At 36.4% G+C, this 16,471-nt stretch carries 11 protein-coding genes; 6 read left to right on the forward strand and 5 right to left on the reverse strand.

Going from position 1 to position 16,471, the window contains the following annotated elements; translation table 11 throughout:
- Window positions 1-104: 104 nt before the first annotated feature.
- On the forward strand, window positions 105-689 hold the full coding sequence (locus ACPUVN_RS15660) for a TetR/AcrR family transcriptional regulator (protein WP_426369412.1): 585 nt from the start codon (window positions 105-107) through the stop codon (window positions 687-689).
- Window positions 690-785: 96 nt separating this feature from the next.
- On the opposite strand, the gene ACPUVN_RS15665 is transcribed toward ACPUVN_RS15660, so the two are convergent.
- The 3 genes from ACPUVN_RS15665 to ACPUVN_RS15675 form a co-directional block, all read right to left on the reverse strand.
- Window positions 786-1,637 (reverse strand): universal stress protein, encoded by an 852-nt coding sequence (locus tag ACPUVN_RS15665; protein ID WP_426369413.1) that lies wholly within the window; start codon window positions 1,635-1,637, stop codon window positions 786-788.
- 17 nt (window positions 1,638-1,654) lie between these two features.
- Window positions 1,655-3,142: a SulP family inorganic anion transporter gene (locus ACPUVN_RS15670; RefSeq protein ID WP_426369414.1), complete on the reverse strand. Its 1,488-nt coding sequence runs from the start codon at window positions 3,140-3,142 to the stop codon at window positions 1,655-1,657.
- Between the two features lie 346 nt (window positions 3,143-3,488).
- Complete coding sequence (locus ACPUVN_RS15675; protein ID WP_426359405.1) at window positions 3,489-4,391, reverse strand: LysR family transcriptional regulator; 903 nt, start codon at window positions 4,389-4,391, stop codon at window positions 3,489-3,491.
- 197 nt (window positions 4,392-4,588) lie between these two features.
- Between ACPUVN_RS15675 and ACPUVN_RS15680 the strand changes: the two genes are divergently transcribed.
- The 4 genes from ACPUVN_RS15680 to ACPUVN_RS15695 all read left to right on the forward strand — a co-directional run bounded on the left by ACPUVN_RS15680 (window position 4,589) and on the right by ACPUVN_RS15695 (window position 8,131).
- Entirely contained in the window at window positions 4,589-5,278 is a 690-nt protein-coding gene (locus tag ACPUVN_RS15680; RefSeq protein WP_426359404.1) for a type 1 glutamine amidotransferase domain-containing protein, read from the forward strand.
- Window positions 5,279-5,432: 154 nt separating this feature from the next.
- Window positions 5,433-6,590, forward strand: a complete 1,158-nt coding sequence (locus ACPUVN_RS15685; RefSeq protein WP_426359403.1) for an iron-containing alcohol dehydrogenase — start codon at window positions 5,433-5,435, stop codon at window positions 6,588-6,590.
- A gap of 36 nt (window positions 6,591-6,626) precedes the next feature.
- The gene (locus ACPUVN_RS15690) at window positions 6,627-7,055 is read left to right on the forward strand and encodes an organic hydroperoxide resistance protein (RefSeq protein WP_426359402.1); all 429 of its coding nucleotides are present in this window, start codon (window positions 6,627-6,629) and stop codon (window positions 7,053-7,055) included.
- Window positions 7,056-7,078: 23 nt separating this feature from the next.
- The gene (locus ACPUVN_RS15695; protein WP_426359401.1) at window positions 7,079-8,131 is read left to right on the forward strand and encodes an NADP-dependent oxidoreductase; all 1,053 of its coding nucleotides are present in this window, start codon (window positions 7,079-7,081) and stop codon (window positions 8,129-8,131) included.
- Window positions 8,132-8,218: 87 nt separating this feature from the next.
- Here ACPUVN_RS15695 and ACPUVN_RS15700 read toward each other — a convergent pair whose 3' ends face one another.
- Both ACPUVN_RS15700 and ACPUVN_RS15705 read right to left on the reverse strand, forming a co-directional pair.
- Window positions 8,219-11,329 (reverse strand): efflux RND transporter permease subunit, encoded by a 3,111-nt coding sequence (locus ACPUVN_RS15700; RefSeq protein WP_426369415.1) that lies wholly within the window; start codon window positions 11,327-11,329, stop codon window positions 8,219-8,221.
- A 3-nt stretch (window positions 11,330-11,332) separates the two neighbouring features.
- A complete protein-coding gene (locus tag ACPUVN_RS15705; RefSeq protein ID WP_426359399.1) occupies window positions 11,333-12,517 on the reverse strand; it encodes an efflux RND transporter periplasmic adaptor subunit in 1,185 nt (394 codons plus the stop codon).
- Between the two features lie 359 nt (window positions 12,518-12,876).
- Between ACPUVN_RS15705 and ACPUVN_RS15710 the strand changes: the two genes are divergently transcribed.
- Window positions 12,877-16,425: a PAS domain S-box protein gene (locus ACPUVN_RS15710; protein WP_426369416.1), complete on the forward strand. Its 3,549-nt coding sequence runs from the start codon at window positions 12,877-12,879 to the stop codon at window positions 16,423-16,425.
- The last annotated feature ends 46 nt before the right edge of the window (window positions 16,426-16,471 follow it).

Consider the following 16,471-nt stretch of genomic DNA (forward strand, 5'->3'; position numbering starts at 1 on the left):
ACAAGGAGACCGACCTGTCTATTGAGTTAGAGTAGACAACTTTGTATACTTACGCAATGCTTTTATTCAAAAGTGTATAAATAAACGGCGAGTAGAGACGTAAAATGTCAGTTGAGAAAGTAAATAATAAACGTACCCAATTAATTGATACCGCACTACAGCTGTTTTATAAACAAGGTATTCATGCCATTGGCATTAATGAAATATTAGCGACATCTGGCATAGCAAAAAAAACTTTATACAACCACTTTGCAAGTAAAGAAGCGTTGATACAAGCCTGTGTAATAGAACGAGACAAACGTTTTATGGCATGGTTTGAGCTGCAATGTAGCCACGCTAATTCGGCCACTGAGTTTATTGAAAAGTTATTTGATGGCTTAGATGATTGGATCAACAATCGTGCCTTAAAAATCGGGTATTTTAATGGCTGTTTTTTTGTAAATACCGCAGCAGAATATGGTGAAACAGAGAGTGAAATTTATCAGTTATGTATGCAGCATAAGCTGAACATTAAGCTATGTATTGAACAGCAACTTGGCTTAGTGGTTAACAATGCCAAAGCATTAAAAGATCTGACTGATTTGTTATTGTTACTTAAAGAAGGCATTATTAATTGCGCGTATGTTATGAACGACAAACAAGCCGCTTTAAAAGCTAAACCTTTAGCTTTGGCGTTTAACCGAATTTGATAACAGGTACTAGCAAAATTTAGACATAAAAAAGCAGCCTTGATGATCACTTCGGCTGCTAAATATATTTGAATGGCAAACTAGCTCAAAACAGAATTAACGCAAAATCACCATAGGTAAGTTTGTTTTTTCCATCATTTTTAACGTATTGCTGCCTAAAAACACTTGTGCAATTTTAGAGCGAGAAAAAGCGCCCATCACTAGCATTTCTATTTTATTTTCAATTTTATAATCCAGTAGAGCATCATAAATATTACCTTCTAAAAAGCTGGCTTTTACTTCAAATCCGCTTTCTATTAATAACTTTTTAGTTTGCTCAAACTTCTCTGCTATAGCGCTTTGCTTATTATTTACTGTTACTAAATGACAAGTTAAATTATGCAGTAATCCACCTTCAATAATACGCTTAACCGCTGTGTCCGCAGTTTCACGTCCATCATAAGCTAGCATAAAGTTTTCAGGTTCTCTAAAGCCTTTATTCGCAATAAGTACCGGAGTATTTACCTGACGAATAATGTGTTCGATGTGTGAACCTAACGCTTTAAAGTTTTTGCCATGGTTTTCACCTGAGCGACCAATCACGATAAAACGAGCATCATCTTCAAGATCACAAATAGCTTCAGTAATGTCACTGTGACGCTGCGTTTTTTCAACCGAGCTACAGTTACTATCAGTTGCAAGCTTACACGCTTGCTCTAACATTTCATTACCTACAGTTAATGCTAACTTGCTGCGCTGTTCATCTAATAAAGACATTTCTTCGAGTAAAGATGAATGTGCGCCTAAGCCAATACTGCCACTTAAATTTTCTACTACAGGCGTATTTACCTTTTCGATAGCATGTAAAAACAGAAGTGTTTTATCGAGCTTATTAGCCACCCAAATACCTGCATTACAAACATCATTTGCATAACCTGAACTATCTACACATGTAATAATATTTTTCATCGTCATGTCCTTTGTTTTTAGTGTCCTGCCATGAACTTTTCAACTTCTTTCGGATCGTTATGTACACCAAACTTATCAACAATCGTTTCTGTTGCTTCGCTCATTCCGATAATTTCTACTTCAGCGCCTTCACGTCTAAATTTAATGACAACTTTGTCTAGCGTTGATACTGATGTTATATCCCAAAAATGTGCGTTAGTTAAATCAATAACAACTTTAGTTACTACTTCTTTAAAGTCAAACGATTCAACAAACTGCTCTGAAGATGCAAAGAAAACTTGACCAATAACTTGGTAAACACGTGTATCTTCAGTAGATTTATCAGTTTTAACTACCATAAAACGACCAATTTTGTTGGCGAAGAATAAGGTTGCTAATAACACCCCTACTAACACGCCCATCGCTAAGTTATGTGTAGCGACTACAACAACAACGGTTGCTATCATAACAATGCTGCTTGAAAGCGGGTTTTTCTTTAAATCGATAACTGATGTCCAAGAGAAAGTACCAATTGAAACCATGATCATTACCGCAACAAGTGCAGCCATAGGAATTTGTTTTATCCATTGGTCCATAAATACAACCATGATAATTAAAAACAAACCTGCAACAAATGTAGATAATCGACCTCTACCACCTGACTTTACGTTGATAATAGATTGACCAATCATCGCACAACCAGCCATACCGCCCATTAAGCCAGCACCAATGTTGGCAATACCTTGACCTTTACACTCACGGTTTTTATCACTTTTTGTGTCGGTTAAGTCATCAACAATAGTTGCTGTCATCATAGATTCAAGTAAACCAACAACGGCAAGGCCAATTGAATAAGGTAAAATAATCATTAATGTATCTAGGTTTAACGGAACATCTGGCCATAAAAAGATTGGTAAGGTATCAGGTAGTTCGCCCATATCACCAACGGTACGAATATCTAGCCCAACAGTCATAGCAACACCCGTTAGTACAACAATACACACCAATGGAGATGGAATAGTTTTGCCTATAACAGGTAAGTATGGGAATAAATAAATAATACCAAGACCTGCAGCTGTCATCGCATATACATGCCATGTAACGTTGGTAAGCTCTGGTAATTGCGCCATAAAAATAAGAATAGCCAGTGCATTTACAAAGCCAGTAACTACTGAACTAGAAACAAAACGCATTAAACTCCCCAGCTTTAAATAGCCGGCAAGTATTTGAAATACACCTGTTAATAAAGTTGCAGCAAGAAGATACTCAAGACCATGATCTTTAACTAACGTTACCATTAACAATGCCATTGCACCGGTAGCGGCAGAAATCATACCTGGACGTCCACCAACAATTGCAATAATAACGGCGATACAGAATGATGCGTATAAACCTACTTTAGGATCAACACCTGCAATAATCGAAAATGCGATAGCTTCGGGGATCAAAGCTAACGCTACAACCATACCTGCGAGTAGATCGCCTCGAACATTAGAGAGCCAATCTAGTTTCATTTTTTCTAACATAAATAACCTTGTAGTATGTTTAACAGCAACGCCTTACAAGCAATGGATGATGAACAGCACATTTATGCTATTCATCTATGCTTTAACGTTTATGTTTTTTGTTTTAATGGTTTATAAAAGCTTTTGTACTAACGTACCCACCGCAGTTACGGTACGAGAATGCCACACTGAATCGAGTGACTTAAAGAAGAGAAATAGTGAGGTTGCATAATCGACAGACCTTACTTTTATTTCAAAAAGTACGAATGTCTATTATACAGTAAATATGCTGAACAATTAAATAAGAACCTATCGATACAAGGCGATTAATAATAGCCTTATTTTTAGCATGCCAGATCATTAACGCTTACAACAAGCTTGGTTTCTTAAAATAAGCTTTTAAGAAATCGATAAGTAAACGTAATTTCTTCGACTCCGCGCCGCCAGGAGGGAATACACCATAAATGTTAATGGCTTTCATTTTGTAATCGTCGAGTACAGACACTAAAGTCCCTTGTTTAATTTTAGGTTTAGCGTCGTATCTAGGAATTCGACCTAAACCATGACCACCTTCAACAAACGCGGTTCGTGCTGCCGCATTGTTTGTTGTGATTGTTCCTTTCATTTCAACACTAAAAGATCGAGAGCCTTTTGTTAGTTCAAGGCTTCCAGATGTTAGTTTGTACACTACCCATTGATGTTTGTTTAGTTCGCTAGGGTGTTTGGGAACACCAAACTTTTCAAAATACGATGGTGAGGCACAAAGGCAAGTATCTAGTGTTGATAACTTAACGGCCTGTAAACCGGAATCAGCTAGAGGTGCTCCTCTTATCGCTAAGTCTATCCCCTCTTTAATAATATTGACTACTTCATCCGTTAACATAACATCAAGTTCAATTTTAGGATAAAGGGTTCTAAACTCATTTAAAGCAGGTACAATCGTTTGCAACCCCACATTTACAGGGCAGGTAATTTTTAATAAACCTACAGGTTCATGTTTTAAGTTTTCAATTTGCTGATTTGCTGCCGTTGCTTGTTCAGCAATGATCCTACAATGCTCATAATACTCACTGCCCGCCTCTGTTAAGGAAATTGTTCGTGTAGAACGGTTCAGAAGCTTTATGCCTAAATGCTCTTCAAGTTTTTTAATATGATAACTCACTACCGCACGCGACAAACCTATACGTCTAGCTGCGCCACTTAAGGTTCCCTGCTCAATAACTTGGGCAAAAACCACCATACTTTTTAACTGTTCAAATGAAATATTCAACACTTACCTCATACTTAACTAAAGACACAACAAGTTAATTCAACGATAGAAGTCTTATTGTGTAAACGAAGTCATTGTATCATTTATTGATACAAAGTTAATCATATTGGCTGCATTGTTAGCTTTAGTTTGCTTGTGTACACTTATCCCAGTTAGAAAATTACTTGTAAAACAACTTAATAAATTAGGAGTTCAAAATGAATACGAAAAAAGTATTAATGGTATTAACATCGCATACTGATTTAGGTGATACAGGTGAAAAAACAGGTTTCTGGGTAGAAGAATTTGCCGCACCTTATTACGCATTTAAAGAGGCAGGATTACAAATTACCTTAGCTTCTCCATTAGGCGGTCAAGCACCAATAGATCCTAAAAGTGAGTTAGACGACTTTCAAACGCCAGCCACTGTAAAATATTATGCTGATGCTGAAACACAAGCGTTAATCGCTAACACAAATGTTTTAGCTGGAATGAATGCTGAAGACTTTGATGCTGTATTTTATCCGGGTGGTCATGGTCCGTTATGGGATTTGGCATCAAACAATGATTCAATTAAATTAATTGAAAACTTCCTTAAAGCCAATAAGCTTGTAGCAACGGTTTGTCATGCTACTGCAGCATTGTTAAATGTTAAAACTAGTGCTGGTGAATATGCAGTAAAAGGCAAAGCAATCTCAGGTTTTACTAACAGTGAAGAAGCCGCTGTAGAGCTTACCGATGTCGTGCCATTTTTACTTGAAGATGAGTTAGTTAAACGTGGTGCAGATTATCAAAAAACTGATGACTGGCATGCTTTTGCAGTACAAGATGCATTATTTATTACTGGCCAAAACCCGGCAAGTTCAGTACTTGTAGCTGAAAAATTACTTAACCAGCTAAGTAAATAGTAATAGAGCCTGAAGTAATAAAACCTATAGTATTACGGTGTTTTGTAGCTATACCTTTAAATAGCTACACCTTTAAATAGCTACACAATCTAGTTTCTAGCTAACTAGCATAGATCAGTTAGCTGTTTCCCCTTTTATAGAGAGATTTTCTCTTATGTTAAATTTTAGCTTTCAAAATCCAACAAAAATTCATTTTGGTGAAGATCAGATTCACCTTATCGCTAAAGAAATTCCAGCTGACGCAAAAGTATTATTAGTATACGGCGGTGGCTCAATTAAAAGTAACGGTGTTTACGATCAAGTTGTAGCAGCATTAGCTGATCATACTTGGTTTGAGTTTTCAGGTATCGAACCAAACCCTAAATACCAAACATTAATGAAATCATTAGAAATCATTAAAAAAGAAGGCATTGATTATTTGCTAGCTGTAGGTGGTGGTTCAGTAGTTGATGGTGCTAAATTTATAGCAGCAGCTGCATTGTTTGAAGGTGATGATCCTTGGGATATTCTCGCTAAGCAAGCGAAAATAGAAAAAGCATTACCACTTGGTGCAGTATTAACATTGCCAGCAACAGGTTCTGAAAGTAACGGTAACTCAGTTGTTACACGTGATGGTAACAAATTACCTTTTGCTAGCGTTTTAGTTCGTCCACAGTTTGCTGTATTAGATCCTAAAGTAACGTTATCGTTATCTGATCGCCAAATAAGTAATGGTGTAGTTGATGCATTTATTCATGTTATGGAGCAATACCTAACTTACAGCGTAAATGGCAAAGTTCAAGACCGTTTCGCAGAAGGCTTACTACAAACCTTGATTGAAGAAGGTCCTAAAGCGTTACAAGCTGAAACAAAAAATGATCTAGAAGTACGTGCAAACATCATGTGGTCTGCCACTATGGCATTAAACGGTTTATTAGGCGCTGGTGTTCCACAAGATTGGTCTACTCACATGATTGGTCACGAATTAACAGGTGGGTTTGGTATTGATCACGCTCGCACTTTATCAATCGTTTTACCTGCGGTAATGAAAGTTAAACGTAAAGAAAAACATGCCAAATTAGTACAATACGCAGAGCGTGTATGGCAGTTAACAGATACAGACGAAGAAGTTAAAATTGATAAAGCTATCGCCTTAACTGAAGACTTCTTCAAACGCATGGATGTACCTGTTCGATTATCTGAAATAGAAATAACAAAAGACCAAATAGATGGTTTGATTGACGGATTAGAAAAACACGGTATGACTGAACTCGGTGAACATGGCGACATTACATTAGAAGTTAGCCGCAAAATTTTAGAAACAGCACTATAGTCATTTTCTTAGGATATAAACGGAAGGAATATCGAAATGAACAAACTTGATAATGTACTTTACACAGCAGAAGTAACAACCAATGGCGGTCGTGATGGATCATCAAAATCAGATGACGGAAAGTTAAAGGTTTCATTATCAACCCCTAAATCATTAGGTGGTGCAGGCGGAGAAGGCACAAATCCAGAGCAATTATTTGCTGCCGGTTACTCAGCTTGTTTTATTGGTGCTTTAAAAGTAGTAATGGGACAAGAGAAAATAGCTTACCCAGAAGATGCTTACATTAATGCAAAAGTTGCTATTGGCCCAATACCTAATGGTTTTGGTATAGCCGCTGAATTAAATATTTATTTAGGCAGTATAGACAAAGACACGGCTCAATCGCTTGTAAAAAAAGCCCATGTTGTTTGTCCATATTCAAATGCAACTCGCGGCAATATCGAAGTGACTTTGAATGTTTTATAAACGGAATATATAAAGGATTAGTAATGACTAAATTAACACAAACTACAGAAATTAACAGACAGATAGTTTTAGCTTCACGCCCTTTTGGCGCACCTACAAACGAAAACTTTGAATTTGTACAAACCGAAAAACCAACACCGAAAGCAGGAGAGATTTTATTACGTACTATTTATCTTTCTCTTGACCCTTACATGAGAGGACGCATGAGTGACGCTAAGTCGTATGCTGAACCTGTTGGGATAAACGAAGTAATGGTAGGCGGAAGTGTTTGTCGTGTTGAAGAATCAAACCATGCTGACTACCAAAAAGGTGATTGGGTTGTATCGTTTGGCGGCTGGCAAGATTACAGCATCTCAGATGGTGTTAACTTACTTAAATTAGATAACAACTTAGCTAACCCATCATACGCTTTAGGTATTTTAGGTATGCCTGGTTTAACAGCTTACATGGGGCTATTAGATATAGGTCAACCTAAAGCTGGCGAAACCGTAGTAGTCGCAGCGGCAACAGGTGCTGTTGGTAGCTTAGTAGGACAAATAGCTAAAATTAAAGGCTGTAAAGTTGTAGGCATTGCAGGCGGCGCTGAAAAGTGTAAATACGCTGTAGACACGCTTGGATTCGATGCTTGTGTAGATCACTATTCAGACGACCTTGCAGAGCAACTTGCTAACGCCTGTAGCGACGGTATTGATGTATATTATGAAAATGTAGGCGGTAAAGTATTTGATGCTGTATTACCATTACTAAACACAAGTGCTCGTATCCCTTTATGTGGTCTTATTTCACAATACAACACAACAGAGTTACCTGAAGGACCAGACAGAATGTTTGCCTTAATGGGTGCTTTGTTAGTGAAACGTATTAAAATGCAGGGCTTTATTGTATTTGACGATTATGGACACCGTTACAATGAATTCAGCGAAGCCATGATGCAGTGGATTGTTGATGGCAAAATCAAATACAGAGAGCATTTGGTTGAAGGTTTAGAAAATACCGTTCCATCGTTTATCGGATTACTTAAAGGTGAAAACTTTGGTAAGTTGGTAATGCGAGTAGGACCTGATAGCTTAAGTTAAATTTGTTTTTATAATGCAAAACATATAAAAACGGTGAGCTTATAGCTCACCGTTTTTTTGTCTTTAATTTAGTTTTTGGCTATTTAGCTAAAACTCAACATCTGCCTTTTTTGTTTTAAACATTTTCAAAATTAAAACAAAGAACAATGGAGCAAAGTAAATAACCAACAATGTTGCAGCAATCATCCCACCCATTACAGAAGTACCAATAGCATTACGTGCATTCGCGCCAGCACCACTACTTATCACTAATGGTGTTACCCCTAATACAAACGCGAGCGATGTCATTATTATCGGACGTAAACGCATTTCACAGGCTTTTACTGTTGCATCAACCATATTCATGCCTTTGTCATACAATTCTTTTGCAAACTCAACAATTAATATGGCATTTTTAGCCGTTAAACCGATAGTGGTTAATACCCCCACTTGGAAATACACATCGTTTTCAAAGCCTCTAAAAGTAATAGCTAACAACGCCCCTAACACACCTAATGGAACCACTAAAATAATAGCAATAGGAATACTCCAGCTTTCATAAAGAGCGGCTAAACATAGGAATACCATAAGTAATGATATGCCATATAAAATAGGTGCTTGATTACCTGCTTCAAGTTCTTGATACGACATACCAGTCCAACTCACTTGAACATCTTTAGATAACTCAGCCGCAAGTCTATCAACTTCTGCCATAGCATCACCCGTACTGTACCCAGGAGCTGCTTCACCTAATAGTTCTACCGCAGAGTTTCCGTTATAACGCATCAACTGTGGTGAACCTCGACCCCAGTGTGATGAACTAAATGCAGATAAAGGCACCATTTCGTCTAGGTTGTTACGAACAAACCAAAGGTCTAAATCTTCAGGTGTCATACGGTATTCAGCATCAGCTTGAATATATACTTTTTTAGAGCGACCTCTGTCGATAAAGTCGTTTACATAAGATGAAGCCCAAGCAATGGATAGTGAGTTATTAATATCACTTATTTCAATACCAAGTACCTTAGCTTTCTCATAATCAATATCAAGGAAGAATTGCGCATTGTCTTCCAAGCCATTAGCTCTTACTTTTTGTAAAATAGGGCTTTCAGCTATTTTTGCTAATAATTGATTACGAATATCTATTAGTTTATCGTGACCTAACCCTCCAATATCTTGAAGATAAAAATCAAAACCAGAAGATTGACCTAGTTCTCTAATTGCAGGACTACTAAACGCAAATACTGATGCCTTTTTATACGTTGAGAAGTTTTTTGTTGCTCGTTCAATTATCGCATTGACTCCGGTAGCTAGTTCCGTTCTTTCAGACCAGTCTTTTAAACCAACAAATGCCATACCTGCATTTTGTCCTCTGCCTGAAAAGTTAAATCCCGCTACGGTAAACACAGTATCAACCGTATCAACTTCATTATCTTCAAAATACTCTCGTACTTCGTTCATCACTTTATTCGTTTCAGCTAAAGTTGAACCTGTTGGTAATTGCACCATTACCATAAAGTCACCTTGGTCTTCACTTGGTAAAAATGAACTTGGCACAACATTGTACAAATAAGCAGCACCACCAAATAATAAAACATAAACTAAAACACAGCGAATAGGACGCAATAACACCTTATTTACAGAGCCTTTGTAGTTCACTAATAACTTGTCAAATAAGCTATTAAATACAGTAAATAATTTGTTTTTAGGTTTTTTATCTGCAGGTTTTAATAACGTAGAACAAAGTACAGGCGTAAGCACTAAAGCCACTAACACTGAAAGTACCATTGCGGTAACAATTGTTAATGAAAACTGCTTGTAAATAACTCCGGTTGAACCCGACATAAATGCCATAGGTATAAACACTACGGCTAAAACCATAGTAATACCAACCAATGCACTTGTGATCTGTTGCATCGATTTTTTAGTTGCCTCTAAAGGAGATAAACCTTCTTCATGCATTATTCTTTCTACGTTTTCTACTACAACAATAGCGTCATCAACTAATAAACCGATAGCTAATACCATACCAAACATGGTTAACGTGTTAATAGAGAATCCTAATACCGACATAACGGCAAAGGTACCAAGTAATACTACAGGTACCGCAATAGTAGGAATTAATGTAGCGCGAACATTCTGTAAAAATAACAACATAACAAAGAAAACTAATACAATAGCTTCTATAAGGGTTGTTACCACTTCACTAATAGAAAGGCGTATAAATTCATTATTATCTACAGCCTTTGCTAATTCTAATCCTTGAGGAAAGCCTTCAGATAATTGAGCCAGCTTTTCGTCTACCGCAATTTGTGTCTCTAAAGAATTAGCACCTGATGCTAAAGTAACCGCAATTCCTGATGCGCCATGACCTTGGAATCGAGGAATAACACTAGAGCCTTCACTCGCCAATTCAACACGAGCAACATCTTGTAAAAGAATTTGTGACCCATCGCTATTAACTTTAACTAAAATATTTTTAAATTCGTCAACCGTAGTTAATAAGCTCTGCGCCGTGATCGTTGCATTAATTAATTGCTCTGCTGCTGCGGGCGTACCACCTAATTGGCCAACAGTTACTTGGCTATTTTGTTCAGATACGGCACTAGATATATCTACGGGCGTTAAGCTGTAGCTATTTAACTTGGCAGGATCTAACCAAATACGCATAGCATAAGAAGGACCAAAAATAGTTACACTACCTACGCCATTTACACGGCTGATAATATCTTTAATACTTGAATTTGCGTAATCTTGTATATCAGCCGTACTGATAGAGCCTGTAGGTGAATAAAGAATAGTAACCGACATAAAACCCGATGTACTTTTAGTAACAGATGTTCCTTGGCTTTGCACTGAAGCAGGTAAACGGTTTGTTACTTGCTGTAAGTTATTCTGTACCTGTACTTGTGCAATATCAGGATCAGTATCCGCACTAAAAGTTAATGTTGTTGATGCGCTGCCTGAAGAATCACTGGTTGATGACATATAAAGTAAATTATCGAGTCCAGTCATACCTTGTTCAATAACTTGTGTAACACTGTCTTCAATTGTTTTTGCCGATGCGCCTGAGTAGGTAGCAGAAATTGTAATCGCAGGTGGAGCAATAGTCGGGTACTGGGATATTGGTAAAGTCATAATAGATACAACGCCAGAAAGCATAATAACTATAGCTAACACCCATGCAAAAATGGGTCTGTTAATGAAGAATTTAGACATAAATTAATCCTGCTCTGTAGTCTGAGATGAATTCTTTTGGGCATTTACTTCATTAGCATCAGTTGTGGTATCGATAATCACTTTTTGATTGTTTTTTATTTTAATTAAGTTACTGATCACGACTTGGTCATTTTCAGTTAAACCTTCACTAACAATCCAACCATTTTTTACTTCGTTACCTAACACTACAGATTTTTTCACTGTTATATTTTCTTCATTAACAATATATACAGACGGTTCGCCTGACTGGCTTCTAACCACTGCTGATTGAGGCACAACAAGATAATTTCGCTCTATGGGTGATGATATATGTGCACGCACATACATACCGGCAAGTAATGTATTTGTAGGATTAGGAATAATGGCTCTAAGGGTTACAGTACCAGTTGAACCTGTTACTTGAGTATCAGCAAACTCTAAATGTCCACTCATATCGTAAGGAGTTCCATCTTCTAAAGTGATAGACACCGCAATAAATAACGGTTCAGGCATATCTATAGTATTGAAGTCTTTCCTTATTTTATAAAGTGACACCGACGATTGCTGCATATCTATATAAACATTAGAAGTTTGAATAATAGTGGTTAAATAACTAGATTGTTCTGCAGTGAGTAATGAACCTTCTGACACTAACGATATACCTACTTGTCCTGAGATAGGTGCTTTAACTTTGGTATAAGAAAGCTGAACATTAGCAGTGTCTAATTCTGCCTGACGAATAGCGACTTCAGCTTTAGCTTGTTCGTACGTTGACTCAGCATCATCGTAAAGGGTTTGACTAGCAAGTTTTTGCTTTAAAAGCTTGGTATAACGAACAGCAATTTTTTCGGCTGATTTCTCGCTTGCTATCGCTTTAGCTAATTGTGCTTCAGCACTTTTAACTGCAGATTCATAAGTGGTAGGATCAATTTGATAAAGCACATCACCCGCTTTAACCATACTGCCTTCTTTATATAAACGGGTTTTTAAAATACCCGTAACTTGCGGCCTTACTTCAGCTTTTTTGAATGCTGCAATACGACCAGGTAATTCTTTAGTTAAACGTAAAAGAGTAGGTGTCATCTTTAGTGTATCAACATGAAGATCAGCCGGTACTTTTTTTTCGGGCTCAGCTTGTCCGCCACAAGCAACTAATATGAACGGAAGTAAAATGTATAAGCTGTATTTAAATGATTTAGCTAGCAACATAAAAAGACCTTAAATTAAAAATAGAATACGTAATATAAAACAAGTATAGCAAGGTTAAGGTTAAGGTTGGGTTAAGCGTTTCTTCTTACAAAGAATTAACTGTAAACAATTGTTTTTAAATTAGTTTCATTACTTATATTGCATAAGATTCAATGAAAAACATAAAGATACAAGAACAAAACAATTTCGGTCGAAATATGCTAAACATAATCACGAAACAGTAGTTTGATTATAAATAAAATATATTTTATCTAATTATTTGAAAATATTAATTTTTGTATAATACTCAAAGCATGCAAATAAAAAATTCAAATATAATCCCCCATCTCACGCTGAACAATTCTGACCCATTATTTAAAATGCTTTTTAATCAGCAATTTAAATATATGGTTGTATTGTCTCCTGAAGGTAACATAGTAGAAGTTAATGAATTGGCTTTAACGCTTCAAGGTATGCCAAAAGTAGATTATGTTGGGAAATCACTTTGGAAATCTCCCACCTGGTGCGACTTTCCTCAGTGGGAGAGTATTTGGAAGCAACGCTTAAGTGACGCAAAAAATCAACAAAACCCCGTAATTACTGAAGATGTTTTTGAAACTGATAGTGGGTCACTGCACTATGCAGAAGTATCAACTACTGCTATTTGTGCAAACGCAAGTCAGCAAGTCTCTGGATATGTTATTCAAGCTGTAGATACAACAAAGCGGCGCCGTATAGAAATTCAAAACCAAAAAAATGAGGCCCGATTAGAGTTTATTCTCAAACAAAGCCATATCGGCCATTGGGAACTTAATTTGATTGACCGAACCTCTTACCGATCTATCACCCATGATAAAATATTTGGTTATGAAACGTTACAAGATCAATGGACCTATAAAAGATTCATTGAACACGTTATCCCGGATGAAAGAGATAACGTAGAAACAAAATTTCAACAAGCTATTAGTAATAAAACAGATTGGAATATAGAATGCCAAATTCTTCGAAAAGATGGCGAAACTCGTTGGATTATCGTTTCAGGAGGTCATTCACTTGACGTCACAGGTCAGCCTACTTTAATGGTAGGCGTTGTTCTTGATATTACTGATTTGAAACAAGCTGAAATTAATAAGTTACATCATAATGCCGAATTAGAAAGCTTGTTTAATGCATTGCCTGATACCTATTTACGCATAATGCCAGATGGAACTATTTTAGATTATCGTACGCAAAACACCATTGAACCGTATAAAAATACTAAAGATTTAGTCGGTAAACATTTACAAGATATTTTGCCAGAGCAAATAGCGATACTCTTTCAATTAAAAATTAATGAAGCCATTAATACAAACCAAGTGCTTGCCTTCGAATATCAATTAATGATCAATAATCAATGCACCCATTTCGAAGCTCGCCTTAATAGAATTCCTCTAAACGACCAGCTTATTTGTGTTATTCGCGATATAACCAGTGAATTTATTTCTAAAAAATCTTTAGATAAAAGTGAACAGTTATTTCGAACCATTTTTGATCAAGCAGCGGTTGGTGTTGCATTGATAGACTTTAATAATGGGAATGTTATTCGTATTAATCAACGATATTGTGAGATGGTCGGTTACAGTTTAGAAGAAATAACGAGTTGCAATGTTTTTCATGATCTAACACACCCTAACGACATCGATATATCTTTAGATAGTCTGAATAAATTACTCAGCGGTGAAATAAGAGAAAGCACAATAGAAAAACGCTACATACACAAAAAGGGACATACAGTTTGGGTAGAAACAACTATATCAGCTACTTGGGAATCAGATGAGCAACCTCAAAGTATTATTGTTGTAATTCAGGATATTAGTGCACGTAAAAAAGCAGAACAAGTATTACAACTATCTTCTCGAGTATTTAGTGATACCCAAGAAGGCATTATGATTATAGACGAGCAACGGCATATTGTTGATGTGAATCCCGCCTTTGTGAAAATTACAGGATATGATCATGAAGAAATTATTGGAGAATCCCCATTAATTTTAAGTTCAGGGCAACAAACACCTCAATTTTATAACCAAATGTGGGAGTCGGTCACAACTCATGGGCACTGGCAAGGCGAAGTATGGAATAGAACAAAACATGGTGAGCTTTATTCTGAATTACTTAATATTTCATCCGTAAAAAATAAACAGAATGAAGTTACTCACTTTGTCGCTATATTTTCCGATATTACGAATATCAAACACCAGCAAGATAAACTCAATTTAATGGCTCATTATGATGTCCTAACTAAGTTACCCAACAGAGCTTTATTTATAGACCGCTTTCATCAATCTATTGCTCATAGTAAACGTACAGGTCATCAACTCGCTATTTGTTTTCTTGATTTAGATAATTTCAAACCAGTAAATGATACCTACGGACATGAAGCTGGAGATAAATTACTTATTGAAGTTGCAGATCGTATTACTAACTGTATAAGAAAAGAAGATACAGTATCTCGTCAAGGCGGCGATGAATTTGCAATATTACTTAACGATATTAAATCAGCATCACAATATGAAATTACAATACAACGTATTCACCAATCGTTAGCTCTGCCCTATTTTATTAATGGTATTCAACATAATATTTCGGCTTCCAGTGGTGTTACCTTATACCCTTCAGACAATGGTGATATCGATACCCTATTACGTCATGCTGATCATGCTATGTACCAATCTAAGTTATCAGGTAAACATCGCTCTCAACTGTATAATCCAGATTCAGACCAACAAATAATCAAAAAAAATCTACAGCTAGAAGAAATTGAACAAGCTTTAATTAAGCGTGAATTTCAACTGTATTATCAACCTAAAGTTAACATGATAACGGGTAAAGTATTTGGCGTTGAAGCCTTAATACGATGGTTTCATCCACAAAAAGGATTGATCCCGCCATTAGACTTTTTACCTTATATAGATGGTACTCCGTTAGAAAGGATGATTGGAGAGTGGGTTATAGATGAAGCATTACAACAACTTGATGATTGGCAAAAACAAGGTATAAGGCTTGAAGTTAGTGTTAACATTTCTTCAAATCATTTGGTTTCTCCGTCTTTTTTTAATTCACTTGAAAAATCATTAGCTGCATATCCTTCTATTAATGCTAAATGTTTACAATTAGAAATATTAGAAAGTTCGGCTTTAGGTGATCTTAAGAAAATTACCGAGATTATCCAAAGGTGTTTAAACCTGTTAGGCGTTAGTGCTTCTTTAGATGATTTTGGTACGGGTTATTCTTCGCTGACTCATTTGAGAAGCTTACCTGTAAGCACAATTAAAATTGATCAAACATTTGTCAGAGATATGCTCGATGACCCCAGTGATTACTCGATCATAGATGGTGTTATTTCTTTATCTAAATCGTTTAAGCGTAGCGTTATTGCTGAAGGTGTTGAAACCACTAACCATGGATTAATGCTTATATGTATGGGATGTGAGCAAGCACAAGGATATGGTATAGCTAAACCTATGCCTGCAAAAGACTTTAACCCATGGTTAAGTAATTATATGCCTAACAAACAATGGCTTAATTTTGGTAATAAGCAACTTAGCTACAAAGAAAGTAGTGTAGAAATATTCAAACTTATTACCGCTCAATGGAAAGATTGTTTTATAAAGAAAATTGTAGCCCCATCTACTGATGTTAGACCTTGGCCTATCATTGATAGTAAGGAATGCCATTGCGGTAATTGGATCCGCTCACATATGCAAGAACAACTATTTGCAAATGAAATGATGCTTCACCTAGAAAGCATTCATAAAGAAATACATGTTATTGCCAAAGCAATGCAGCTTAAATACCAATCAGGACAGAGAGAATCTGCACGAAGTGATTTAACCGACTTCGTAGAAGTATTTAAAATTTTAAATCAAATCACAGAAAACTTAATCAAATAGGTATTAGTCTGTGCTTAACCTGTAGTCGAATAATTAAACATATCTA

Source organism: Pseudocolwellia antarctica, from assembly GCF_049933045.1.
Lineage (GTDB): Bacteria > Pseudomonadota > Gammaproteobacteria > Enterobacterales > Alteromonadaceae > Pseudocolwellia.

Bases quoted from the DNA above. Each gene is read 5' to 3' on its own strand.
- ACPUVN_RS15705 (WP_426359399.1), bottom strand. From the start codon at position 12,517: ATGTTGCTAGCTAAATCATTTAAATACAGCTTATACATTTTACTTCCG.
- ACPUVN_RS15710 (WP_426369416.1), top strand. From the start codon at position 12,877: ATGCTTTTTAATCAGCAATTTAAATATATGGTTGTATTGTCTCCTGAA.
- ACPUVN_RS15680 (WP_426359404.1), top strand. From the start codon at position 4,589: ATGAATACGAAAAAAGTATTAATGGTATTAACATCGCATACTGATTTA.
- ACPUVN_RS15685 (WP_426359403.1), top strand. From the start codon at position 5,433: ATGTTAAATTTTAGCTTTCAAAATCCAACAAAAATTCATTTTGGTGAA.
- ACPUVN_RS15665 (WP_426369413.1), bottom strand. From the start codon at position 1,637: ATGAAAAATATTATTACATGTGTAGATAGTTCAGGTTATGCAAATGAT.
- ACPUVN_RS15660 (WP_426369412.1), top strand. From the start codon at position 105: ATGTCAGTTGAGAAAGTAAATAATAAACGTACCCAATTAATTGATACC.
- ACPUVN_RS15695 (WP_426359401.1), top strand. From the start codon at position 7,079: ATGACTAAATTAACACAAACTACAGAAATTAACAGACAGATAGTTTTA.
- ACPUVN_RS15700 (WP_426369415.1), bottom strand. From the start codon at position 11,329: ATGTCTAAATTCTTCATTAACAGACCCATTTTTGCATGGGTGTTAGCT.
- ACPUVN_RS15690 (WP_426359402.1), top strand. From the start codon at position 6,627: ATGAACAAACTTGATAATGTACTTTACACAGCAGAAGTAACAACCAAT.
- ACPUVN_RS15670 (WP_426369414.1), bottom strand. From the start codon at position 3,142: ATGTTAGAAAAAATGAAACTAGATTGGCTCTCTAATGTTCGAGGCGAT.